Source organism: Bacillus sp. N13C7 (assembly GCF_026790065.1).
GTDB lineage: Bacteria > Bacillota > Bacilli > Bacillales > Bacillaceae > Bacillus.
Genome location: NZ_JALAMO010000010.1, coordinates 1 through 21,666, shown reverse-complemented (window position 1 = coordinate 21,666; position 21,666 = coordinate 1). Strand labels below are relative to the sequence as shown.

The window sequence follows — 21,666 nt, the reverse complement described above, 5'->3', positions numbered from 1 at the left end:
CCGCCCTATTCGGACGGGTCACGTTGCTTATCGGTTCAGCAGGCTGCCGACATATTTCAGCAGCTCATTGGCGCTCGTCGAGTTGTAGCCGTGCTCATCAATTAAACGGGCCACGACTTCATTTACCTTTTTCAGCTGCTGCTCATCCGGCGTTTTTGTTGAAGTCGTAATTTTAACGACATCCTTCAGATCAGCAAACAGCTTTTTCTGAATGGCTTCACGCAGTCTTTCATGCGAATTGTAATCAAACCGCTTGCCTTTTCTCGCATAGGCTGAGATGCGGATTAAGATTTCTTCACGGAACGCTTTTTTGGCGTTTTCCGAAATGCCGATCTGCTCTTCGATTGATCTCATCAGCTTTTCGTCAGGATTCATTTCTTCTCCTGTCAAAGGATCCCGAAGCTTATTTTTATTGCAATAGGCCTCCACGTTGTCAAGGTAATTGTCCATCAGCGTTTTTGCTGATTCTTCATACGAATACACAAACGCTTTTTGAACTTCCTTTTTCGCAATGTCGTCATATTCCTTGCGGGCGGCAGAAATAAAATTCAAGTATCGCTCCCTGTCCTCGCTAGAAATCGAAGGATGCTGATCAAGACCTTCTTTTAGGGAACGAAGAACATCGAGAGAATTAATCGATTCCATGTTTTTTCTGATAATTGTTGAAGAGATGCGGTTGATCACGTACCGCGGATCAATTCCGCTCATTCCTTCATCATTATATTCTTTTTTCATATCCTCAACATCGACAGAATTATAGCCTTCCACACTTTCTCCATCATACAGTCTCATTTTCTTGACCAAGTCAATATCCGACCGCTTCGGCTCCTTTAATCGGGTCAGGATCGAAAACATCGCAGCGACCTTTAACGTATGCGGGGCAATATGAACATCCGACACATCGCTTTCTGCAATCATTTTTTCATAAATTCTCTCTTCCTCAGACACTTTTAAATTATAAGGGACCGGCATCACAATGATTCTTGAGTGCAGGGCTTCATTCTTCTTATTAGAAATAAATGAGCGATACTCCGTTTCATTCGTGTGAGCCACGATCAGTTCATCAGCAGAAATTAACGCAAATCGCCCGGCCTTGAAATTCCCTTCCTGTGTCAATGAAAGCAAATGCCAGAGAAACTTCTCATCACATTTCAGCATCTCCTGAAACTCCATCATCCCGCGGTTCGCTTTATTCAGCTCTCCGTCAAACCGGTAAGCGCGCGGATCTGATTCTGAACCGTATTCGGCAATGGTTGAGAAATCAATGCTTCCCGTCAGATCGGCAATATCCTGAGATTTCGGATCAGACGGGCTGAATGTTCCAATTCCCGTACGTTTATCTTCCGAGAAGAAGATCCGCTCCACCTTCACATCCTCAATTCTTCCGCCGTACTCTTCCTCTAGCCTCATGACATTTAAAGGAGAAAGACTTCCTTCTATTCTTATGCCGTATTCTCTGTAAAAGTCATCACGCAAATGATGGGGGATTAAATGTAGAGGGTCCTCGTGCATCGGGCAGCCTTTAATCGCATATACAGCGCCATTATCCGTCAGCGTGTATGCTTCGAGACCTTTTTTAAGCATCGTAACCAGCGTGGATTTACCTCCGCTCACAGGTCCCATTAGCAAAAGAATCCGCTTTCTGACATCAAGCCGTTTCGCGGCCGGATGAAAATACTCTTCCACGAGTCGCTCCAAGGATTCCTCAAGCCCAAACAGCTCGCGGTCAAAAAAGCTGTACTTCTTCCGTCCGTCAATCTCCTCTATCCCGCTGTCTTTTATCATATTAAAAACACGAGAATGAGCAGATTGCGCAACCATTGGATTTTCTTTAATAATCTCCAAATAATCGGCGAATGTTCCTTCCCATTTCAGCCGCTGCTCTTCCTCTCTGTACTGTTCAATTTTCTTTAATATATCCATAAGGACCTCCTCTATCATGTTTGATGCGCTATGCAAATAAGGTACTTTAATACAATCTATGCCGGTATCTTGTGATACATGCTTTGGTTTCTTAAAAATAAAGATACTGGCACAGCGTTGACAAGGAAGACCGCGACCGTTCATAATAAAGAAAAATACAGAATCATCCAGACTTGGCAGCGCGGAAAATTGAAGAGGGGGAGAGACGGTGAAAACAATCATCATGATGGGTGTCATTGTCACTTTTTTAGTATCAATTTTTACTGCAGGGTACGAAAGCAAGCCGGGGAAAGAATAAAAAAGGGTGCTCCTCTCAGGAGCACCCTTTTTGTATAACAGAACAATGTTTTACAGTTTGATTGTTTCTTTAATCTTTGAGTGATGATCACATTTGCATTTGTTTGTGTACTCAATTGTTCCAATGCTGCAGCCCGGGCCGATCATCACTTCATTTCCCCTGACAACTGCCGCCTCGGTATTCTCCAAATAAATCTGATCCCCTTCAATGAGATCGGCCATCAGTTTTGCTTTCCTTCGGTTAAAAAAGCCTGCACGCCTTTTCACTGTAATTGATGTTCCGCCGATTTCCCGCACACGGCTTACATCATGGCTCAATCCAAGCTTGAGGTCACCCGCATTTAATAAGCCTGATACATTTATGCAGCCTGTCACATGAAACATTTCCGTTTCACAATCGCCTTTGATGCTAAGCTGCCCTTTCACATCACACGATTCTCCAGTCATATTCCCGCCAATTTCAGTCAGGCCTTTCAGTTTAAAACGGTCAAATTGAAGTGAGCCGATGACTTTCATTGTGCCGTATATCGTGACTCTTCCGGCTGCCAGATTGTCTTTAAACTCACTTTCTCCATAAACACACAGCCGCTCAGCCTCTGCTTTTCCGAGAAAACAGCCTGTTCCGAGTATTCTGCAGCTCACAGCAGACAGCTCCTCACCGACCACACCTTCACCTTTGATGCTGACATGATGATAAACGCCGCCTGCAGCATGTCCGGCACCATATAATTTTAAATTTCCCAGTTTGGTTGTCTCCAATTACAACCCTCCTCACACCTTCGTGGATATTTCAACCGATGCGCTAGGATCACAGGTGTAGTCCCCGCTGTATTCTACCGTTTCAATCTCGCAATTCGGGCCGATGATCACTTTATTTCCGCGCACGGTTTTCGCCTTAGTATTGGTCAGTTCAATTACGTCACCCTCAATTAGTTCAGCTGTTAAAACAGGCTGCGGCATCAATCTTAGCAATGTCAGCATCCCTTTTCTTCCCGTCACTTGAAGATGCCGGCAGCCGATCTCACGTGCATAGCTTTCCCCTGCAGAAAGCTTTATGATCACCTGATCAGCGTTTAAAAGCCCGCTGACTTTGCATTTTCCTTCCGCTTGAAAGGTTTCGGTTTCACAATCCGCTTCCATGACTGCTTTTCCGCTAATGTCAATGTCTTCTGCCTTAACTGTGCCGCCAAATGTGGATGCTCCAGCAATCTTCAATTGTTTTGCAGCTACCTCCCCTTCAATAAAACCTGTTCCATTAATCCGAATTGATTCTGCTTCAACGTCTCCATGTATCTTGCCAGAACCGCTGATGGTTACCATTTTCGCTTTGACGCTGCCGTCAGCTTTACCGGTTCCATTAAAAGAAAAAGTGTCACACTCCACGTCCCCAGTGACTGTTCCGCTGCCATTAATTTCAACTGATTGAAATATTCCGCCCTTTGAACTTCCTGATCCGTTTATCACCAGCTTTTCCATTACATCCATTGATGACCCTCCTGCATATATGCTGTTTTTAATTCCTCTGACGCCTTAGCTAAATTTACCCGTTCCACAACCTTAACGGATGACTCAAAGAGAATGCCGTCTGCAGCAGCGGCTATAAAACAAGTCGTAACACCGAGCTTGCGCAGCACAATCAGCTCCGTCTGTTTCTTGATCTCTTCAGTATCATACTGCTTTAACACCTCTGCAGCCATTTTCGCTTCTGCCAGACTGATATTTCCCGACTGAAGCAATCCTTCAAGCACATACAGCGAAAGCAGATCACGGGAAGAAAAAACCGGATTCCCACTGCCTTCTGAAAAGACATCAAGAGCAGGTCTTGAAATCAACCCTTTATGGAGCAATTCATCAGCGGTCATGCTGACATCCTTCATTTTTGGCGACAGCATTTCCCTCATTTCATCTAATGACAAATTTTCCTTCATCTTTTGAATCATTGAAATCCGTTTTAAAATATCCTCTCTCGGAAAAAACGTCTCTTGCCCTGTAAATGTGGACTTACGGATAAACCATTCCTCAGGTATTAAGTTTTTCCGCTTCCACCGATACAGCTGCCCGTATGAAATTGATGTTCTTTCGAGTAATTCTTTTTTAGAGATTAATTGTTCCTCCATAAATCCAGCTCCTTTGATGGATACATTGTAACATAACACTGTTACGTTGTTAAGCCCAAAAAAATAAAACAAAGCCTCTCATGCTGACAAAAAAAGTCCGCTCATCATAATGGGCGGACTTTTTTTACTATTTTAAATCACGGTAATTTTGCTGGCGCAGCGCCTCATAAACAAGAATCGCCGCTGTATTGGACAGGTTTAATGATCTGACATGCTCAGTCATCGGGAGACGCAGGCAGCGGTCCATGTTATTTTGGATCAAATCCTTTGGCAAACCGCTTGTTTCTCTTCCAAACACGAAGAAATAATCCTCGTTAAGATCTGTGTAATCAAATGAGGTATGAGGCTGCTGGCCGAATTTCGTAATAAAGAAAAACTGGCCTTTTTGATATTCCTCAAACAATTCTTCTAATGAATCATGATACACCACGTTAACGAACTCCCAATAATCGAGTCCTGCACGCTTCAGCATTTTATCATCCGTTGAAAAGCCGAGCGGACGAATCAGGTGGAGCGTTGTATTTGTTGCTGCACAAGTCCGTGCAATATTCCCTGTGTTGGCGGGAATTTCTGGTTGGTATAAAACGACATGTAATGCCACAATGTTCACCTCTGTTTTTCTTATCCGCCCACCATTATAACATTAATTACTCTTTTGTCGTATCATCAACAATATGAAAAAAGGCATATCGTATTGACGGCGTGTATGCTGTTGAATCCTCGTATGACCAATATCTCATCCGGCTGTCATAGGACTGGGCATTGACAAGCGGCATATTGCCTTTGTCCTTTGCCACAACAATCGTTGTGTGATTAAACCGGCCATCTCCTTCAAAGTCATAGCAAATTACATCGCCAGGCATCAGCTCTTCCGCAGATTTCATCCGCACCGCACGCAGGCCTGCCTTCGAATTCGATAAATACATTTTCATAGAATGAGCAACCGTCCAGCTGTAGCTCCAGGAACTTTGTTTCATCCACCAGCCTGATCCTCTGTTCGGATGGCCGCGCATCGGCGCGCCTCCAGCATGGAGACACTGAGAAATAAAATTCGTGCAGTTATCGCTGAAATTTTTATAAACCGGATTGCGCTTGTTCCAAAATTTCTCGGCATATTGCACAGCGCCGAGACGATCGTATTGAAAGGCTCTGCCAAACGCTTCCCTTTCCTCTTGAGAATAGTCAATAATACTAGTGCCTTCATGAAAACCAGCCGGTGTTTTCGCAATTTCCTGGTCACTAATCAAAATGTGATCATAAAGAAAAGCCATCCGCTCCTCCATTTGCTCTTCCATATACAAGCTGTCGTCCTGTTCCTTATACACGTATTCGTAATGAATGGTATACGTAAGACAGGTCGTTCCGTCATCCTCAACCCGTACATGATTGATGACGGCCTTTGCTTTCGCTTTGATGATATCAACTTTACGCTTTTCCAGAAGCTTCTTCTTTCGCTCCATGACTTCAAGGTCTCCGACTTCAGACTCCTGTCTCATAGCATGCCCGTTTACCAAATAGCTCAGCCGCTCCTCCGCCAATTGCTCTAAAATGTGCTTCAAGCTCACCCCACCCGCCATACTTTTTTTTTTTCCTTCTGTTCTATACGTATGTCAGGACAGGCCTTGTTTAGTCATGCCTGAAGCGTTTAGCAAATCAATTCCTTTTTCTATTTCCAGCTTTGCCTCTTCATCCTTCTCTTTTTCCAGCGCTTTTTCAAGCTCTTCCGCGTAAGCGGGGTCTCCGATTTTCCCGATCGCCCATGCAGCTGTTCCCCTGATGACAGGACGCGGATCCTTATGCATCAGCTCAGTCAATTCAGGCAGTGCGGAAGCATCCTTAAAGTGGGCAAGGGCGAGAATGGCGTTCCGCTGAATCGGTTTCTTTCCGCGCCAAGAACCCGAGACATGGCCGAATTTCTCCTTAAATTCACGATTGCTGATGGTCAAGAGCGGCTTCAATAACGGTTTGGCTATCTCTGGGTCGGGCTCCATTTCCGGATGAAGATGAAAGTCCTTCCCTTTATTGAGAGGACACACCGTTTGGCATGTATCGCACCCATACAGGCGGTTCCCGATCTTTGTCCGGAATTCATCAGGCAAAAATCCTTTTGTCTGGGTCAGAAAAGAGATGCAGCGCTGCGCATTAAGCTGTCCCGGATTCACTAATGCTCCTGTCGGGCAGGCGTCCAGACATTTCGTGCAAGAGCCGCACATATCTTCAATCGGCACATCTGGCTCAAAAGGGATATTTGTGATCATTTCCGCCAAGTACACATAAGAGCCGTACTCAGGCGTTGTGATCATACAGTTTTTCGCACTGAATCCGATGCCGGCCCGTTCTGCAACCGCCCGATCAGACAATTCACCTGTATCAACCATTGACTTTGTTCTGATATCCTCGTGCTTGCTTTTCAGAAATTCCTCCAGCAGATCGAGCTTTTCCCTCAGCACATCATGGTAGTCTTTGCCCCAGGAGGCTCTGCAAAAAATGCCCCTGCGCTCCGTTCTCGTGCTTCTCGGCGCATCCTTCATTCTGGAAGGATATGCGAGAGCAATCGCCACAATTGATTTCGCTTTCGGCAAAAGCAGTGTCGGCGTCACCCTTTTTTCGATATCAGGCTCTTCAAAGCCGGAAAGATAGCCTAATGATTCTTGCAGAATCAAACGGTCTTTTAAACTGTCAAAAGTATCAGCGGTCGTAAAACCAATCTTATCCACGCCAATGCTTTTCGCGTATTCAATTAATTCTTCTTTGAGCTGATAAACGTTCATGTTTTGCACAGCCTCCTTTCTTTGTGATAAAACGGTAGAGCGTTTATAATAGGTTGATATCTCGTAACTGGAGTGAATGCTTGTGAATATCAAACTTGATTCTGTTATTACTGAACGTGCAGCCGGCTTACATGCGGCCGCTGTGATTTATGAGAATATCGAAGTGGGCTCCTCTCCGCAAATGCTGAAAGGCAGGCTCCGCCTATTTCAAGAATCCCTGTTTTTCGATTATGCGGACGGCGGAATATCAGATGAACCCTTCGTCAAGGAATGGCAGAAACTCTTTAAACAGCTTAACCCTTTATTTGAAGGAGAAACAACCCCGATGGAGGACATGCTGGTCCCGATATCCAAAGAACAATTCAGGGAAAGCAAGAACTCAGCCCATGACACCATCGATTTTTTCGCATTAAAATATTCTCTGCCGATTATGATTTATGATGCCGGCAAGCTACATGAGCCAGTCCGCATCTCTTTGGGAGAAAAACAAAACATACTGCTTTTCTCTGATGAAAACGGCATATTTGGCGATTTGAAAAACAGCGCCAATCGTTATCCCGTTTCAAGCGAGACCAAGCACATGCTGCAAATCATCTTTTTCCCGCCATCCACTGAAAAAAGCAGCGCTGTTAAACTCTTATCATCATTAACGAAAATGTTTGAACAAATTCACGGCGGGATCCATACAGTACATTGGCTTACGTAAAAGAACACGAAAAACGTGTTCTTTTTTACATAAAAAAACGCAATACTTCGTTTATCTGAGAAACGAAACACTGCGTTAATAACGTATGTATGGAGCGGGTGATGAGAATCGAACTCACGACATCAGCTTGGAAGGCTGAGGTTTTACCACTAAACTACACCCGCATTTCTGTTTGTCAGTAACAGTACCGCTCTGACTTTTCTAATATTACATGTTTATTGATTTTTCGTCAAGGGAATATAAAAATTTTGTCGAAAAAAAGTTTTCTTTTTGTAAAGATGTTAAGTTTCATTTACATAATGTTAAGTATACTATACAATGTAATCAATTGAGAATGTGAAGGGGACAGACGCTATGATGAAAAATAAAGTAAAAGAACTGAGGGCACGCTTCGGCTATTCTCAGGAAAAACTAGGAAACACAGTCGGTGCCACAAGACAGACTGTGGCAGCAATCGAAAAAGGCGATTATGTTCCCTCACTGCTGTTAGCACTGAAAATCTGCAAAGCCTTCTCCATGAAAATGGAGGATGTCTTTTGGTTAGAGGAGGAAAACTAAGATGAGCATGAAAACAAAAGCCGCATTTCAACTTGTGTTATTTGGCCTTGCATGCTGGACGCTGATTTCATACTTTGAAGCTTCAGAAGGCATAGCGTCTTTTTTCCGCACAAAGAGCGGCGAGATGGTGTTTGAATTAAATCTCACCCCCTTTATTCTGTTTGTTGCGGCGTCTGCGGTTTATTTATACTTACAGAAAAAAAGCCGCCCTGCTGCAAAAAAGCTTCTTTTGCCTGATGAATTTGAAGAGCAGGATGAAAGAGAGCGGATGATGACGGCAAAAGCATGCCGCGCGTCATATATCGCCGTCTACTTCTCTCTTCCTGCCGCAGCGGTTCTTCTCATTTTTTATCCGCTTTTTCAATCGCGTATTCCGTTTTTCCCTATTCTTATTGTGTTTATTATCATGATCATTCAGCACCTATCCTACGTCATCTCTTTCAAGAAAAACGAAAAAAACTCCGGCGCGCTGTAATCGGCCGGAGTTTTTTCTTACCAGCTTGCTTTTTTCACACCGGGAATCTGGCCTTTATGGGCCAGCTCCCTGAAAGCGATTCTGGACATTTTAAACTTTCTCATATATCCTCTCGGGCGCCCCGTTACCATGCATCGATTGTGGAGCCTTCCCGGTGCTGAATCTCTCGGCAGCTTGCTGAGTGCCTCGTAATCTCCTTTTTCTTTTAGCTCGCGTCTAATAGCGGCGTATTGTTCAACAAGCTGCTGGCGTTTTAACTCTTTTGCTACTTTTGATTTCTTAGCCAAGACAAAGCCTCCTTGTTAAATCGAAATAATTACGATTTAAAATGTACCATGCACACTAAAAAAAAGCAAGCATACCGCTTTGTCAAAACAGGCGGCTGAAAGCCGCCCGTTTCGAATGATGCAATTCTGCTTCATACAATAACGCATCTTGATACTGGCGATTTCATTTTTTCTTAAACCGAGGCATTCTTCTCTTTAACAAAATAAGTATTCCCGACCGCCTCTCCCCTTTTGTTCTGAAGTTTTCTTGTCCGCTCATTTTCAAATGGCAAAAGAGGAAACACTAGCTCTGCAAAATAATACGCTTCTTCTAAATGAGGATAGCCGGAGAAAATAAACGAATCTATTCCGAGTGCCTGGTACTCCGCTATCCGGTCGGCAATAGTCTGCGGATCACCGACAAGGGCTGTGCCTGCCCCGCCTCTGACCAGTCCGATCCCCGCCCACAGATTCGGGCTGATTTCAAGCTTCGCCCGATCGCCTTGATGAAGAACGGCCATCCGGCGCTGGCCTGAAGAATCGTATCGGCTTAGAGCTGCCTGCGCTTTGGCGATGGTGTCATCATCCAAGTGGCTGATCAAGCGTTCAGCCGCTTCCCACGCCTCCTCCTCGGTTTCACGGGCAATGACATGCAGCCTGATGCCAAATCGAACGGATCTCCCCTCTTTTTCAGCTTGCTTTTTGACTCTCTCAATCTTTTCTTTTACTTGTTCAGGCGGCTCGCCCCATGTTAAATACACATCTGTATGCTTTGCGGCAGCGTCAATCCCCGCCTGTGAGGATCCTCCAAAATAGATAGGCGGATGCGGCGCTTGCTGCGGCGGGAAAAGCAGACTGCTGTTTTCCACTTTGATATGCTTTCCTTCATAGGTAACCGTCTCTCCCCGCAAAAGTCTCCGCCAAACCGTTAAAAATTCATCTGTTGCTTCATAGCGTTCATCATGGCTGAGAAACAGGCCATCCCCAGCCAGCTCGTACGGATCGCCTCCTGCCACAACATTGATCAGCAGCCGGCCGTCTGATATTCGGTCTAAAGTAGATGTCATTCTGGCTGCCAGAGAAGGCTGCATTAAACCGGGTCTTACCGCAACTAAAAACTTTAGATCCTTTGTTTCTCCCGCCAGCGCCGACGCTGTAAGCCACGGGTCCTCGCACGATCTTCCCGTCGGCAGTAGAACACCCGTATACCCCAGCCTGTCTGCCGCCTGCGCGATTTGTTTAAAGTAAAGATGATCCGCAGTCCGGCCATCGCTTTCAGATCCTAAATACCTCGCGTCTCCATGAGTCGGTATAAACCAAAGAATTTCCATGCCCATCTCCCCTTTATATAGATTACCCTTCGTAACTGTTTCTCCACTTTAATAGTTTTCGTTCAAGCAGCCTGACAAAGGAATCCGTCAGCTTTCCCACCACCGCAAAGATGATAATCCCTGCAAACACTTTGTTCGTTTGTGAAAACTGTCTGGCATCCATAATCATGTAGCCGACACCCGAGCTTGAGCCCATCAGCTCTGCCACAACAAGACCGAGCCATGCAATACCTAGCGATAAGCGAATGCCCAGCAATATATTTGGCAGTGATGCAGGCAATATCACTTTGGAAATCTGCTGATGCCATTTAAATTCAAGCACCCGGGCAACTTCAAACAGCTTCGCATCAACCCCGCGGATGCCGTTAAATGTATTAATGTAGACCGGAAAGAAGGCACCTAGCGCAATCAGCAATATTTTAGATACTTCATCAAAACCGAACCATAATATAAACAACGGCGTAACCGCCAGATGGGGTACGGTTCTAAGCATTTGCAATGACGGATCAAGATACAGCTCCGTTCGTTTGGAGAATCCGGCCAAAATGCCGAAGATCAAGCCAAGCCCCGCGCCAAGCAAAAAACCAAGTGCCGCCCGATAGATGCTGATTTGCAGATGGCCGAACAGCTCACCAGACAAAATAAGTGTTTTAAAGGTCAGGACGATTGTAACGGGCGTAGGCAGCACTGTAGCAGACACAACCCCAAGACCGCCGATGATCTGCCAGATGGCAATGATGGCGGCGGGCAGCAAAAGCCCTTTCATCCAGTCGTATTTTTTCCTTCTGGGCTTTTTTTTGACAGCTTCCGTATTCGTTTTGGGCAGCGAGCCTGCAGCCTCCGCCTTCATCATTGATCACCTCCGGAGGAATTTTCCTTTAACGCTTTTTTAATAAATGTGTTATCAACAACCTCTTTGACATCAATCTTCTTGTCTATTGCCTTCGTTTGATATTGAAAATCTGCTGTCTCCTGCTGCGCTTTCACAATGTCGTCACTGATGACCTCATTCAGAGGCTCAGTATTTTTCAGCACATTTTCGACGACCTTTTTATCGAGATCTTTAATGTCTGCATACAAATCCGCGGCTTCATCCAGATGTTCCTTTTGCCACACAACGGCTTTATTAAACACCTTCAGAAAACGGACCACTTCATCAGGGTGCTCTTCCGCAAACTTTGTTCTTACTAAAGTAAATCCGGGTGAATATAAATCTGTGCTTTCCCCGTTTACAAGGATTTTTGCTCCGTGTTTGATTGTTTCTAAAGACAAGTACGGCTCCCAAATGGACCAGGCATCAACAGATCCGTTTTCAAACGCGGAGGCGGCTTCATCGGGCTGAAGCTGAATGATCGTTACATCATTAGCTGACAGTCCCACTTGATCAAGTGCTTTATACAGAAAATCAAAACCGCTGCTGCCTTTAGCGACTGCAATTTTCTTTCCCTTTAAGTCCTTGACGTCCTGAATGCCGCTGTTTTGGTTGACAAGGATGCCGTTCGCTTTCAACCCATCCTGAGATAAGCCAATTTCTTTAAAATCAATGCCTGCCGCCTGTCCCGAGATCACAGGTGAATTGCCGACCTGAGAAAAATCAAGTTTGTCTGCCGCAAGGCCTTCAAATTGGGGCGGACCGCTTTGAAACTCCACCCACTTCACCTTGATGCCTTCTTTTTCAAATGCATCTTCAAACCAGCCTTTTTCCTTTGCAATCAAAAGCGGGCTCAAGCTTTGCTGAATACCGATTCGGATCTCTTTCAATTGTTTGCTGTCACCGCTGGCTCCATTTGCTCCGCAGCCTGCCAGCAGAAAAAAAACGGTAACGAATACGATGAGTCTTTTTTTCATTTCTGCTTCCGCCCTTTCTATATCCCTGATCCTTCAGCGTACTCTAGTTCTTCTGTTTTCTCGAATTCCGACAGCACTTTCTGTCTGATCACTTGGAAATCCGGAGTCGTCCTGTTTCGCGGATACGCCAAATGAATGGGCATCAGCTTATGAATGTTCCCCGGTTTGGCCTTAAGGATCGCAAGCTCATTTCCTAAATAAACAGATTCATCTATATCATGAGTGACGAGTATCATCGTTGTTTTTTTCCTCCGCCATATATCCAGCAGCACGTCCTGCAGGTGTTTTCTTGTAAAAGCGTCGAGTGCACCAAACGGTTCATCTAAAAGCAGCACCTCAGGCTCCCGCAGAAGAGCCCGTGCGATAGCCACTCTTTGTGACATACCGCCTGACAGCTCGCGCGGATACGCTTTCTCCGATCCTTTCAATCTGACAATCTCGATCAATTCATCCACCTTCTGTTTGACTTTTGGGTCTTTCAAGTTCAAATCAGCGGCAATATTCTGCTCAACCGTCAGCCAAGGAAAGAGGCGATGCTCCTGAAAAATAAATCCTTGCTGAATACCCGGAGCTCTTACGCTGCGTCCGTTAATTTCAATACTCCCCTCATACTCAGAATCAAGTCCTGCAATAATTTTTAACAAAGTGCTTTTTCCGCACCCGCTCGGTCCGATGACTGTTAGAAATTCACCTGGCGCGATTGATAATTGAATGTTCTCCAAGACCGTTGTTTTGCGGCCTTCATGAACAAATGCCTTTTCTTTGATGCTGATGGTCACAGCCACTTTTATCCCTCTCTTTCTGCCAACCCCGCCTTCAAAAAACAAAAAGGCCCCCATCTCTGTTCGTTGTAGAGATGAGAGCCTTCGGCGGTCCGATCAGCTGCCCAATTGTTTTTTTGTTTGAATATCATGTTAATTCAAATTATTCCGATATGTCAACTCTTTTTTAAACAAGATTTTTAACATCCTCGTTTATCACTTACTCTGCTTGTTTCGCAAGTAGGAAAGAAAAAAATCATTTCCCGAAAAACTTTTTTCTCTATTATAGACTGTTGCAACAAGGGTTTATCAATAATTTCAATACTAGATATCGCTTAATAGAGATAACTATTTTATAATAATTATAAAATAATATTGACTTTTTACTTAGAGATGATATTATGTTCTTATAAATTCCAAGAGGTGATAACATGAGTTCAAATAAACTGACAACTAGCTGGGGCGCTCCGGTTGGAGATAATCAAAATTCGATGACTGCCGGTTCTCGCGGACCAACTTTAATCCAAGATGTACATTTACTCGAAAAACTGGCCCATTTCAACCGAGAACGAGTTCCTGAACGTGTTGTTCACGCCAAAGGAGCAGGCGCACACGGATATTTTGAAGTAACAAACGATGTAACAAAATACACGAAAGCCGCTTTCCTTTCTGAAGTCGGCAAACGCACACCGTTGTTCGTCCGTTTCTCAACAGTTGCCGGTGAACTTGGCTCGGCTGACACAGTTCGCGACCCGCGCGGATTTGCTGTTAAATTCTATACTGAAGAAGGAAACTACGACATCGTTGGCAACAATACTCCAGTATTCTTCATCCGCGATGCGATTAAGTTCCCTGATTTCATCCATACACAAAAAAGAGATCCAAAAACACACCTGAAAAACCCTACGGCTGTATGGGATTTCTGGTCACTTTCACCAGAGTCACTGCACCAAGTGACAATTCTGATGTCAGACCGTGGAATTCCTGCGACACTTCGTCACATGCACGGCTTTGGAAGCCATACATTCAAATGGACAAATGCCGAAGGTGAAGGCGTATGGATTAAATATCACTTTAAAACAGAACAAGGCGTGAAAAACCTTGATGTTCATACGGCGGCAAAAATTGCCGGTGAAAACCCTGATTACCATACAGAAGATCTATTCAACGCGATCGAAAATGGTGATTTCCCTGCATGGAAACTATATGTGCAAATCATGCCTTTAGAAGATGCAAATACGTATCGCTTTGACCCGTTTGATGTTACAAAAGTTTGGTCTCAAAAAGACTATCCGCTAATCGAGGTCGGACGTATGGTGCTTGACAGAAACCCGGAAAACTACTTTGCAGAAGTAGAACAAGCGACATTCTCACCTGGAACACTCGTGCCTGGCATTGATGTTTCTCCGGATAAAATGCTTCAAGGCAGACTGTTTGCTTATCATGATGCACACCGCTACCGTGTCGGTGCGAACCATCAAGCGCTGCCAATCAACCGCGCACGCAACGAAGTGAACAATTATCAGCGTGACGGACAAATGCGTTTTGACAATAATGGCGGCGGATCCGTTTATTACGAGCCTAACAGCTTCGGAGGTCCGAAAGAATCACCAGAGGATAAACAAGCAGCATATCCGGTACAAGGGATGGCTGACAGCGTAAGCTACGATCACAACGATCACTACACACAAGCCGGTGACCTCTACCGTTTAATGAGCGAAGATGAGCGCACCCGCCTTGTTGAAAATATCGTTAACGCCATGAAGCCGGTAGAAAAAGAAGAAATCAAACTTCGCCAAATCGGGCATTTCTACAAAGCGGATCCTGAATACGGAAAACGCGTGGCAGAAGGACTTGGATTACCGATTAAAAAAGATGCTTAATAGAATGCAAAAACCCGCTATACATTAGCGGGTTTTTTTATATTGCACTGCCGTATGCTTCTCATCAATCTTCATATAAATTTCCTCCATCATCTCCGTACTGTTCATAATCTCTCGTTTGTTTTTTTCAATCAGGAGCTCCAGCGGCAGAATTTGATTCCCGTATGTTTTTCGCTTCCTAAATCGTTTTCTCCCCTTCTCTTTTTTGATTCCCATCAATGATCCCTCCTTTTTCATACAAAAAAGGCCCTTATCTAAAAGATAAGAGCCTTCGGTGTCCCGATCGGCAAATATTGGAAATGGATATTAGCTATATTAAAACGCATTCCATTTTGCCTGTCAATCTATTATTTATACAGCTGGCTGCCTTGATTCACAAATTCTTCAGCTTTTTCCTTCATCCCCTCTTCAATAGCATCCCATTCACTAATCTCTTTGTCCTTCGCATAATCCCGAATATCCTGGGAAATTCTCATGCTGCAAAACTTCGGACCGCACATGGAACAAAAGTGAGCGGTTTTCGCTCCTTCTGCCGGCAGGGTTTCATCATGATATTCAAGCGCTCTTTCCGGATCAAGGGATAGATTAAACTGATCCCGCCAGCGGAATTCAAAACGGGCTTTCGATAAAGCATCATCCCGTATTTGCGCTCCGGGGTGCCCTTTTGCAAGGTCTGCCGCATGCGCCGCAATTTTATATGTAATAACCCCTTCCCGAACATCGTCACGGTTAGGCAGCCCCAAATGCTCCTTCGGCGTTACATAACAAAGCATTGCTGTCCCATACCAGCCGATCATCGCCGCTCCGATCGCTGATGTAATATGGTCATAGCCCGGCGCAATATCTGTTGTCAGCGGCCCTAATGTGTAAAAAGGCGCTTCTTTGCAAATGTCCATTTGTTTATCGACATTCTCTTTGATTTTATGCATCGGCACATGCCCAGGCCCTTCAATCATCACCTGAACATCATGCTTCCAGGCAATTTGCGTCAGCTCTCCAAGCGTCTCTAATTCAGCAAACTGCGCTTCGTCATTGGCATCAGCGATTGATCCGGGACGAAGTCCGTCCCCAAGAGAAAAAGCAATATCATACATTTTCATGATTTCACAAATTTCTTCAAAATGAGTATACAAGAAGCTTTCCTGATGGTGAGCCAGACACCACTGCGCCATAATTGCTCCCCCGCGTGACACGATTCCGGTTGTCCGTTTGGCAGTCAGCGGCACATAGCGAAGCAAAACACCTGCGTGAATCGTAAAATAATCCACTCCCTGCTCTGCCTGTTCGATCAGCGTATCACGATAAATGTCCCACGTTAAATCCTCCGCTACGCCGTTTACTTTTTCAAGCGCCTGATAAATCGGAACAGTCCCCACGGGCACAGGACAATTGCGGATAATCCATTCACGCGTCGTATGAATGTCTTTTCCGGTAGAAAGGTCCATCATCGTATCCGCTCCCCAGCGTATGGCCCACGTCATTTTTTCCACTTCTTCTTCAATGGATGACGTAACGGCTGAATTCCCGATATTCGCATTGATCTTCACATGAAAATTCCTTCCGATAATCATCGGCTCACTTTCAGGGTGATTAATGTTTGAAGGAATGATCGCCCGGCCGCTGGCTACCTCGTCTCTGACAAACTCAGGAGACACATGCTCGCGAATGGCGATAAACTCCATCTCAGGAGTAATGATCCCCTTTTTGGCATAGTGCATTTGCGTGACATTTTGACCTGCCTTCGCCCTCAGCGGTTTCCGCTTTAGTCCGGGATAGCTTGCGTTAGGATTTGCTTTTTTATAACCGTTATCTTCTGGTTTTACAGCCCGTCCTTCATACTCTTCCACATCGCCGCGCTCTGTGATCCATTTTTGGCGGAGAGGATTTAAACCTTCTTCAATATTAATTGTCACATCAGGGTCCGTATAAGGTCCGCTTGTATCATAGACACGCACAGGCGCGTTTTCCTCTTCACCGAACGATCCCGTCGTCGGACTCAATGCGATCTCCCTCATCGGCACTTGGATGTCCGAAGAAGACCCCTCCACGTACACTTTCTTGCTCCCCGAAAAACTCGACATAATGGAAATGTTGGCTTGCTGCACTGAATTGTTTTGCATTACTTATCCTTCCCCTCTCTTCGTTTGAAAGGACAAAATCAAGCCCATAACCAGCACAAAAAACCGGATTCAAATGAATGAACCCGGTTACAGTCAGAAAGAAACATATTATTGCCCAGCACGACAATAATAAAAACAATTCCTCTACTTCCCCACGCTGGTACGAACCAGATCAGGTCCAAAGGGTTAAGAAGCTTGCCTTCTCTCTCAGCCCGATAGCGGGCACCCCCAGTAACTATTGATTTCGCACTCATCTTAACATAAAACCAATCTGAAAAAAAGGGGAATATAGATAATATTCAGCTAATTCATCCTAAATATTTGACAGGCAGCTGGATTTCAGCTATTTCATATTCATCCATCATCACCCGATATGCCTTTGCACCCGGTCTTGAACTCACTGTCTGAAACAGCTGATCATTTATGAAATGGAGAGCCGCTCCGTCGTCCGCCGCATAGCCATCACTCAGAAATTCATTAGATATCAGCTGGTGGTATATCGGCCTCCGGTCCTTTTCACCATCATAATGAGGACAAAAACTCCCTTGCAACAAACCTAAACTTTTCATACTTGTCAGCGGCCCGGCCGAATCTGTGACCCCTTCTTCAAACCAGCAGATCGCACCGGCACTTAATCCAGCTAGAATCAAACCGTTCTTCCATGCTTCTCTGAGAATAAGATCCAGCCCCCACTCCTTCCACAGTACAAGCATATTCCTCGTATTTCCCCCGCCAACATATATTACATCCTGTTCCATAACAAAAGATAGTAAATCTGTTGTCGGCGGCTTAAATAAGGATAAATGAGACGGCACACAATCCAGTGTTTGAAAAGCATCATAAAACCGCTGAACATAGTTTTGGGAATCACCGCTCGCCGTCGGCAGAAAACAAATGCGAGGTGACTTCCGCTCCGATTGATTGATGATATATTGATCGAGAGACAAATTATCCGGCTCCATTGAAAAACCCCCTCCGCCCATCGCAATAATCTGCTTCATCATCCCACTCCCCCGGAAAAATTTGTTATTCATTATAGCATTTTGTATAAAAGCAAGACACAAAGCAAAATATTTTCTTATCAGGGGAACAAGAAAATAACATCCTGTACAGGAGGTGGCTTGCCATTGAACAATGTCTTTGATCCGATTAACGCCATAGCTATACCTGCAACTGCCCTTGATTTCTTAGCAACAACAAAAAACAGCATTAACAAGTACACTGCCGCGATAAAGGAAACCTCGAACCCTCACCTCCGAAGAGCATTGCATGATCAATTAGATGCAGCTGTTTATCTGCATGGAGAACTGTCAGAACTCCTGTTGGAAAAAGGCTTTGTCCTAGATAAACCATTTTAAATCGACTCGCTTTTATGTTGCAGAGAACTGTAAACAGGCCATAAAAAATGACGGTCTCTCATTTTATGAAAGACCGTCTCTTTCCTTTATTGCTCCACTCTTCTTAAAGCCTCGTTTACTGTTTCTTTTATAAACGCATCTTCCCCGCCCAATCGGTCTAAACTGAGATCGCCGTTTCTCAGCCTTTCAGATATATTATTGATATCCTCTTCTACCGTGATTTGCAGCTCACCAGCCAAAAACATTCTGTGTAATTTATCAGCAACCATACTTTCTTTATTCATTTCAATCCGCTCCTTTGCTTTCAGTATTATTCTTAGTCTGTCCTTTAACCTGAAGAATCATAGGAAAAAAGTATGAACCAAATGAATCTTTTTTCCTCTTTCTTACGTATATTTGTTGAGAAAAAGAAAAAGGGGAAGATCTAACATGTCATTTTTTAAGAAGCTTGCTGCAAGTGCCGGAATCGGTGCTGCAAAAGTAGATACGATTTTAGAGAAAGACGCCTATTATCCTGGAGAGGAAGTACGGGGTACTGTACATGTCAAAGGCGGAAAAATCGCTCAGGACATTCGCTATATTGACGTACAGCTTAATACACGGTACGTCATTGTAAAAGACGATGAAGAGCACCGGAAATACGCTACAATTCATTCTTTCCGGGTCACTGGTTCATTCACCGTTCAGCCTGGAGAAGAGCATCAATTTCCGTTCTCATTCACTCTACCGCTAGATACACCGATTACTGTAGGAAAAGTAGAAGTCGCCGTGGTGACAGACCTTGATATCGAAGGCGGTATCGATAAGTCCGACCATGACCGCATTTTCGTTGAGGCACACCCTTGGATTGAAAATGTGCTGGAAGCCATCGAAAACCTAGGCTTCCGCCTTCATGAAGCAGACTGCGAACAAGCGCCTTACTTCCAGCGCAGACTTCCATTTGTTCAAGAATTCGAGTTCGTTCCGACATCAGGCTACTATCGTCAGATGCTTGATGAATTAGAGGTTATTTTTCTTTTAGACGAAAACGGTTTAGACATTATTTTCGAAGTCGACCGCAGAGCAAGAGGACTGCGAGGATGGCTGGAAGAGATGTATAATGACGGAGAACAGCTCGTACGTGTCCGCTTCAGCCAATTAGAGCTTGAAGATGCAGAAGGTCTTGAAGAGGTGTTAGAAGAGATCATAGACCAATACGCTGAGTAAATATAAAAAGGAGCCCAGCTTAGCTGAGCTCCTTTTCTTTAATAAAAATAAAAACCCGTTTCCAATGAGAAACGGGTTTTTCAGTATACCGGTGGTCGGGGTCGAACCGACACTCCAGAAGGAACACGATTTTGAGTCGTGCGCGTCTGCCAATTCCGCCACACCGGCAAGTTTTACATCGTATCTAACCGACGAATATAAATATATCATGGATCTTATAAAGTGTCAACGTATTTCAAAAAGTTTTTTTGGAAATATATTAATAAAATAGTGTTAAGAGATTTAGCTGAAGCAGCTTTATGATCATGTATCAAAACTTAGCCGCTGATAAATCAAAACAATAAAAAATGATCTACTTATGTAGATCATTAATATGATTAGTTATAACTTTAAACGAACAAACACCAATTCAACTTAGTAAGTAAAATTGGTGCCGAGGGCCGGACTTGAACCGGCACGGTAGTCACCTACCGCAGGATTTTAAGTCCTGTGTGTCTGCCAATTCCACCACCCCGGCAAAAGAAAGGCGACACCCGGATTCGAACCGGGGATAAAGGTTTTGCAGACCTCTGCCTTACCACTTGGCTATGCCGCCGTAATTGGAGCGGAAGACGGGATTCGAACCCGCGACCCCCACCTTGGCAAGGTGGTGTTCTACCACTGAACTACTTCCGCATCTTAGGGACTTAATACATCATATGCAGTTGATATAAAAGTGAGACTGGGCTAGCTGGATTCGAACCAACGCATGACGGAGTCAAAGTCCGTTGCCTTACCGCTTGGCTATAGCCCAATGATAATATGGGGCGATTGATGGGAATCGAACCCACGAGTGCCAGAGCCACAATCTGGTGCGTTAACCACTTCGCCACAACCGCCATAATCTCAAGATGTCATAAATTTGGCAGGGGCAGTAGGAATCGAACCCACACCGGAGGTTTTGGAGACCTCTGTTCTACCGTTAAACTATGCCCCTATAAATGGTGGAGGGGGGCAGATTCGAACTGCCGAACCCTGAGGGAGCGGATTTACAGTCCGCCGCGTTTAGCCACTTCGCTACCCCTCCACATTAAGTTTTGAAAAAACAGTGCCGGCAAGAGGACTTGAACCCCCAACCTACTGATTACAAGTCAGTTGCTCTACCAATTGAGCTACACCGGCATAGGTGGTGGCTCGGGACGGAATCGAACCGCCGACACACGGATTTTCAGTCCGTTGCTCTACCAACTGAGCTACCGAGCCTTATTATTTAAATGGCGGTCCGGACGGGACTCGAACCCGCGACCTCCTGCGTGACAGGCAGGCATTCTAACCAACTGAACTACCGGACCGTATTGAATTATTTTAGTTGCACCCTTCGGGCACTCCTTATTTCATTCATATAATTTGGTTGCGGGGGCAGGATTTGAACCTGCGACCTTCGGGTTATGAGCCCGACGAGCTACCGAACTGCTCCACCCCGCGATGATAATGGTGGAGGATGACGGGCTCGAACCGCCGACCCTCTGCTTGTAAGGCAGATGCTCTCCCAGCTGAGCTAATCCTCCATCATATAATGACCCGTACGGGATTCGAACCCGTGTTACCGCCGTGAAAGGGCGGTGTCTTAACCGCTTGACCAACGGGCCCAGACTTTCAATTGTAATTATGTATAGGTATCAGTGGCGGAGAGCAAGGGATTCGAACCCTTGAGACGGAGTTGACCGCCTACACGATTTCCAATCGTGCTCCTTCGACCACTCGGACAGCTCTCCAATAATGGCTCCGCAGGTAGGATTCGAACCTACGACCGATCGGTTAACAGCCGATAGCTCTACCACTGAGCTACTGCGGAATGAAGTCTGCCTGGCGATGTCCTACTCTCACAGGGGGAAACCCCCGACTACCATCGGCGCTGAAGAGCTTAACTTCCGTGTTCGGCATGGGAACGGGTGTGACCTCTTCGCCATCATCACCAGACAATTTCAGTGACATTTAACATTATACTATGTATTCTTGAGAAAATCAAGTGTTTTTTTAAAACTTATTCTCTCAAAACTAGATAAC

At 45.0% G+C, this 21,666-nt stretch carries 22 protein-coding genes, 17 tRNA genes, 1 rRNA gene and 1 riboswitch; of the genes, 6 read left to right on the top strand and 34 right to left on the bottom strand.

Going from position 1 to position 21,666, the window contains the following annotated elements:
• Window positions 1-27: 27 nt before the first annotated feature.
• The 7 genes from prkA to queG form a co-directional block, all read right to left on the bottom strand.
• Window positions 28-1,923: a serine/threonine protein kinase PrkA gene (gene prkA, locus MOB98_RS12940; RefSeq protein WP_003224051.1), complete on the bottom strand. Its 1,896-nt coding sequence runs from the start codon at window positions 1,921-1,923 to the stop codon at window positions 28-30.
• Window positions 1,924-2,271: 348 nt separating this feature from the next.
• Window positions 2,272-2,979: a hypothetical protein gene (locus MOB98_RS12935; protein ID WP_268361297.1), complete on the bottom strand. Its 708-nt coding sequence runs from the start codon at window positions 2,977-2,979 to the stop codon at window positions 2,272-2,274.
• Window positions 2,980-2,991: 12 nt separating this feature from the next.
• On the bottom strand, window positions 2,992-3,705 hold the full coding sequence (locus tag MOB98_RS12930; protein WP_268361294.1) for a polymer-forming cytoskeletal protein: 714 nt from the start codon (window positions 3,703-3,705) through the stop codon (window positions 2,992-2,994).
• Window positions 3,696-4,337: a YhbD family protein gene (locus MOB98_RS12925; RefSeq protein WP_268361292.1), complete on the bottom strand. Its 642-nt coding sequence runs from the start codon at window positions 4,335-4,337 to the stop codon at window positions 3,696-3,698. Before MOB98_RS12925 ends, MOB98_RS12930 begins: the two co-directional genes overlap by 10 nt.
• A 127-nt stretch (window positions 4,338-4,464) precedes the next feature.
• Window positions 4,465-4,947: a tRNA (uridine(34)/cytosine(34)/5-carboxymethylaminomethyluridine(34)-2'-O)-methyltransferase TrmL gene (gene trmL / locus MOB98_RS12920; RefSeq protein WP_166853836.1), complete on the bottom strand. Its 483-nt coding sequence runs from the start codon at window positions 4,945-4,947 to the stop codon at window positions 4,465-4,467.
• A gap of 37 nt (window positions 4,948-4,984) precedes the next feature.
• Window positions 4,985-5,914: an amidase domain-containing protein gene (locus MOB98_RS12915; protein WP_268361290.1), complete on the bottom strand. Its 930-nt coding sequence runs from the start codon at window positions 5,912-5,914 to the stop codon at window positions 4,985-4,987.
• A 33-nt stretch (window positions 5,915-5,947) separates the two neighbouring features.
• Entirely contained in the window at window positions 5,948-7,108 is a 1,161-nt protein-coding gene (gene queG / locus MOB98_RS12910; protein ID WP_268361288.1) for a tRNA epoxyqueuosine(34) reductase QueG, read from the bottom strand.
• An 82-nt stretch (window positions 7,109-7,190) separates the two neighbouring features.
• On the opposite strand from queG, the gene MOB98_RS12905 reads away from it, so the two are divergent.
• The gene (locus MOB98_RS12905) at window positions 7,191-7,814 is read left to right on the top strand and encodes a B3/4 domain-containing protein (protein ID WP_268361286.1); all 624 of its coding nucleotides are present in this window, start codon (window positions 7,191-7,193) and stop codon (window positions 7,812-7,814) included.
• Between the two features lie 90 nt (window positions 7,815-7,904).
• On the opposite strand, the gene MOB98_RS12900 is transcribed toward MOB98_RS12905, so the two are convergent.
• A tRNA-Gly gene (locus tag MOB98_RS12900) sits at window positions 7,905-7,978 on the bottom strand.
• A gap of 193 nt (window positions 7,979-8,171) precedes the next feature.
• On the opposite strand from MOB98_RS12900, the gene MOB98_RS12895 reads away from it, so the two are divergent.
• Together MOB98_RS12895 and MOB98_RS12890 are read left to right on the top strand one after the other, a co-directional pair.
• Window positions 8,172-8,372: a helix-turn-helix transcriptional regulator gene (locus MOB98_RS12895; RefSeq protein ID WP_268361283.1), complete on the top strand. Its 201-nt coding sequence runs from the start codon at window positions 8,172-8,174 to the stop codon at window positions 8,370-8,372.
• A 1-nt stretch (window position 8,373) separates the two neighbouring features.
• Complete coding sequence (locus MOB98_RS12890; protein ID WP_268361277.1) at window positions 8,374-8,847, top strand: hypothetical protein; 474 nt, start codon at window positions 8,374-8,376, stop codon at window positions 8,845-8,847.
• Window positions 8,848-8,864: 17 nt separating this feature from the next.
• On the opposite strand, the gene rpsN is transcribed toward MOB98_RS12890, so the two are convergent.
• From rpsN to MOB98_RS12865, 5 genes are all read right to left on the bottom strand, one after another.
• Window positions 8,865-9,134: a 30S ribosomal protein S14 gene (gene rpsN, locus MOB98_RS12885; protein WP_019257859.1), complete on the bottom strand. Its 270-nt coding sequence runs from the start codon at window positions 9,132-9,134 to the stop codon at window positions 8,865-8,867.
• Window positions 9,135-9,307: 173 nt separating this feature from the next.
• Window positions 9,308-10,444, bottom strand: a complete 1,137-nt coding sequence (gene ssuD / locus MOB98_RS12880) for an FMNH2-dependent alkanesulfonate monooxygenase (RefSeq protein WP_268361276.1) — start codon at window positions 10,442-10,444, stop codon at window positions 9,308-9,310.
• Between the two features lie 22 nt (window positions 10,445-10,466).
• Window positions 10,467-11,297, bottom strand: coding sequence for an ABC transporter permease (locus tag MOB98_RS12875; RefSeq protein ID WP_268361273.1), 831 nt, complete (start codon window positions 11,295-11,297; stop codon window positions 10,467-10,469).
• On the bottom strand, window positions 11,294-12,292 hold the full coding sequence (locus MOB98_RS12870; RefSeq protein WP_268361271.1) for an aliphatic sulfonate ABC transporter substrate-binding protein: 999 nt from the start codon (window positions 12,290-12,292) through the stop codon (window positions 11,294-11,296). Before MOB98_RS12870 ends, MOB98_RS12875 begins: the two co-directional genes overlap by 4 nt.
• Before the next feature lie 17 nt (window positions 12,293-12,309).
• A complete protein-coding gene (locus MOB98_RS12865) occupies window positions 12,310-13,077 on the bottom strand; it encodes an ABC transporter ATP-binding protein (protein WP_268361269.1) in 768 nt (255 codons plus the stop codon).
• Between the two features lie 407 nt (window positions 13,078-13,484).
• Between MOB98_RS12865 and katA the strand changes: the two genes are divergently transcribed.
• The gene (gene katA / locus MOB98_RS12860; RefSeq protein ID WP_268361268.1) at window positions 13,485-14,936 is read left to right on the top strand and encodes a catalase KatA; all 1,452 of its coding nucleotides are present in this window, start codon (window positions 13,485-13,487) and stop codon (window positions 14,934-14,936) included.
• Window positions 14,937-14,960: 24 nt separating this feature from the next.
• Here katA and MOB98_RS12855 read toward each other — a convergent pair whose 3' ends face one another.
• The 3 genes from MOB98_RS12855 to MOB98_RS12845 all read right to left on the bottom strand — a co-directional run bounded on the left by MOB98_RS12855 (window position 14,961) and on the right by MOB98_RS12845 (window position 18,057).
• Window positions 14,961-15,152, bottom strand: coding sequence for an FbpB family small basic protein (locus tag MOB98_RS12855; protein ID WP_268361265.1), 192 nt, complete (start codon window positions 15,150-15,152; stop codon window positions 14,961-14,963).
• Between the two features lie 131 nt (window positions 15,153-15,283).
• Window positions 15,284-17,056 (bottom strand): phosphomethylpyrimidine synthase ThiC, encoded by a 1,773-nt coding sequence (gene thiC / locus MOB98_RS12850; protein ID WP_268361263.1) that lies wholly within the window; start codon window positions 17,054-17,056, stop codon window positions 15,284-15,286.
• 132 nt (window positions 17,057-17,188) lie between these two features.
• A riboswitch (TPP riboswitch) is annotated at window positions 17,189-17,296 on the bottom strand.
• A gap of 68 nt (window positions 17,297-17,364) precedes the next feature.
• Window positions 17,365-18,057 (bottom strand): Type 1 glutamine amidotransferase-like domain-containing protein, encoded by a 693-nt coding sequence (locus tag MOB98_RS12845; RefSeq protein WP_268361260.1) that lies wholly within the window; start codon window positions 18,055-18,057, stop codon window positions 17,365-17,367.
• Window positions 18,058-18,183: 126 nt separating this feature from the next.
• On the opposite strand from MOB98_RS12845, the gene MOB98_RS12840 reads away from it, so the two are divergent.
• A complete protein-coding gene (locus tag MOB98_RS12840; RefSeq protein ID WP_268361259.1) occupies window positions 18,184-18,414 on the top strand; it encodes a spore coat protein in 231 nt (76 codons plus the stop codon).
• A gap of 86 nt (window positions 18,415-18,500) precedes the next feature.
• Here the strand turns inward: MOB98_RS12840 and MOB98_RS12835 are convergent, their stop codons facing one another.
• Window positions 18,501-18,704, bottom strand: coding sequence for a hypothetical protein (locus MOB98_RS12835; RefSeq protein WP_268361280.1), 204 nt, complete (start codon window positions 18,702-18,704; stop codon window positions 18,501-18,503).
• A 139-nt stretch (window positions 18,705-18,843) separates the two neighbouring features.
• On the opposite strand from MOB98_RS12835, the gene spo0M reads away from it, so the two are divergent.
• The gene (gene spo0M / locus MOB98_RS12830; RefSeq protein WP_268361257.1) at window positions 18,844-19,620 is read left to right on the top strand and encodes a sporulation control protein Spo0M; all 777 of its coding nucleotides are present in this window, start codon (window positions 18,844-18,846) and stop codon (window positions 19,618-19,620) included.
• An 86-nt stretch (window positions 19,621-19,706) separates the two neighbouring features.
• Here spo0M and MOB98_RS12825 read toward each other — a convergent pair.
• From MOB98_RS12825 to rrf, 17 genes are all read right to left on the bottom strand, one after another.
• Window positions 19,707-19,788 (bottom strand) — tRNA-Leu (locus MOB98_RS12825).
• 260 nt (window positions 19,789-20,048) lie between these two features.
• Window positions 20,049-20,137, bottom strand: a tRNA-Leu gene (locus MOB98_RS12820).
• Between the two features lie 7 nt (window positions 20,138-20,144).
• A tRNA-Cys gene (locus MOB98_RS12815) sits at window positions 20,145-20,215 on the bottom strand.
• 5 nt (window positions 20,216-20,220) lie between these two features.
• A tRNA-Gly gene (locus MOB98_RS12810) sits at window positions 20,221-20,295 on the bottom strand.
• A gap of 46 nt (window positions 20,296-20,341) precedes the next feature.
• Window positions 20,342-20,413, bottom strand: a tRNA-Gln gene (locus MOB98_RS12805).
• Between the two features lie 9 nt (window positions 20,414-20,422).
• A tRNA-His gene (locus MOB98_RS12800) sits at window positions 20,423-20,498 on the bottom strand.
• Between the two features lie 24 nt (window positions 20,499-20,522).
• Window positions 20,523-20,596: transfer RNA gene (locus tag MOB98_RS12795), tRNA-Trp, on the bottom strand.
• Between the two features lie 5 nt (window positions 20,597-20,601).
• Window positions 20,602-20,686 (bottom strand) — tRNA-Tyr (locus tag MOB98_RS12790).
• Between the two features lie 22 nt (window positions 20,687-20,708).
• Window positions 20,709-20,781: transfer RNA gene (locus MOB98_RS12785), tRNA-Thr, on the bottom strand.
• 5 nt (window positions 20,782-20,786) lie between these two features.
• Window positions 20,787-20,862 (bottom strand) — tRNA-Phe (locus tag MOB98_RS12780).
• A gap of 12 nt (window positions 20,863-20,874) precedes the next feature.
• Window positions 20,875-20,951, bottom strand: a tRNA-Asp gene (locus tag MOB98_RS12775).
• Window positions 20,952-21,007: 56 nt separating this feature from the next.
• Window positions 21,008-21,084: transfer RNA gene (locus MOB98_RS12770), tRNA-Met, on the bottom strand.
• Between the two features lie 7 nt (window positions 21,085-21,091).
• A tRNA-Val gene (locus MOB98_RS12765) sits at window positions 21,092-21,167 on the bottom strand.
• Window positions 21,168-21,176: 9 nt separating this feature from the next.
• Window positions 21,177-21,248: transfer RNA gene (locus MOB98_RS12760), tRNA-Glu, on the bottom strand.
• A gap of 34 nt (window positions 21,249-21,282) precedes the next feature.
• Window positions 21,283-21,374: transfer RNA gene (locus MOB98_RS12755), tRNA-Ser, on the bottom strand.
• A gap of 5 nt (window positions 21,375-21,379) precedes the next feature.
• Window positions 21,380-21,454, bottom strand: a tRNA-Asn gene (locus tag MOB98_RS12750).
• 9 nt (window positions 21,455-21,463) lie between these two features.
• A 5S ribosomal RNA gene (gene rrf, locus MOB98_RS12745) occupies window positions 21,464-21,579 on the bottom strand.
• Between the last annotated feature and the right edge of the window lie 87 nt (window positions 21,580-21,666).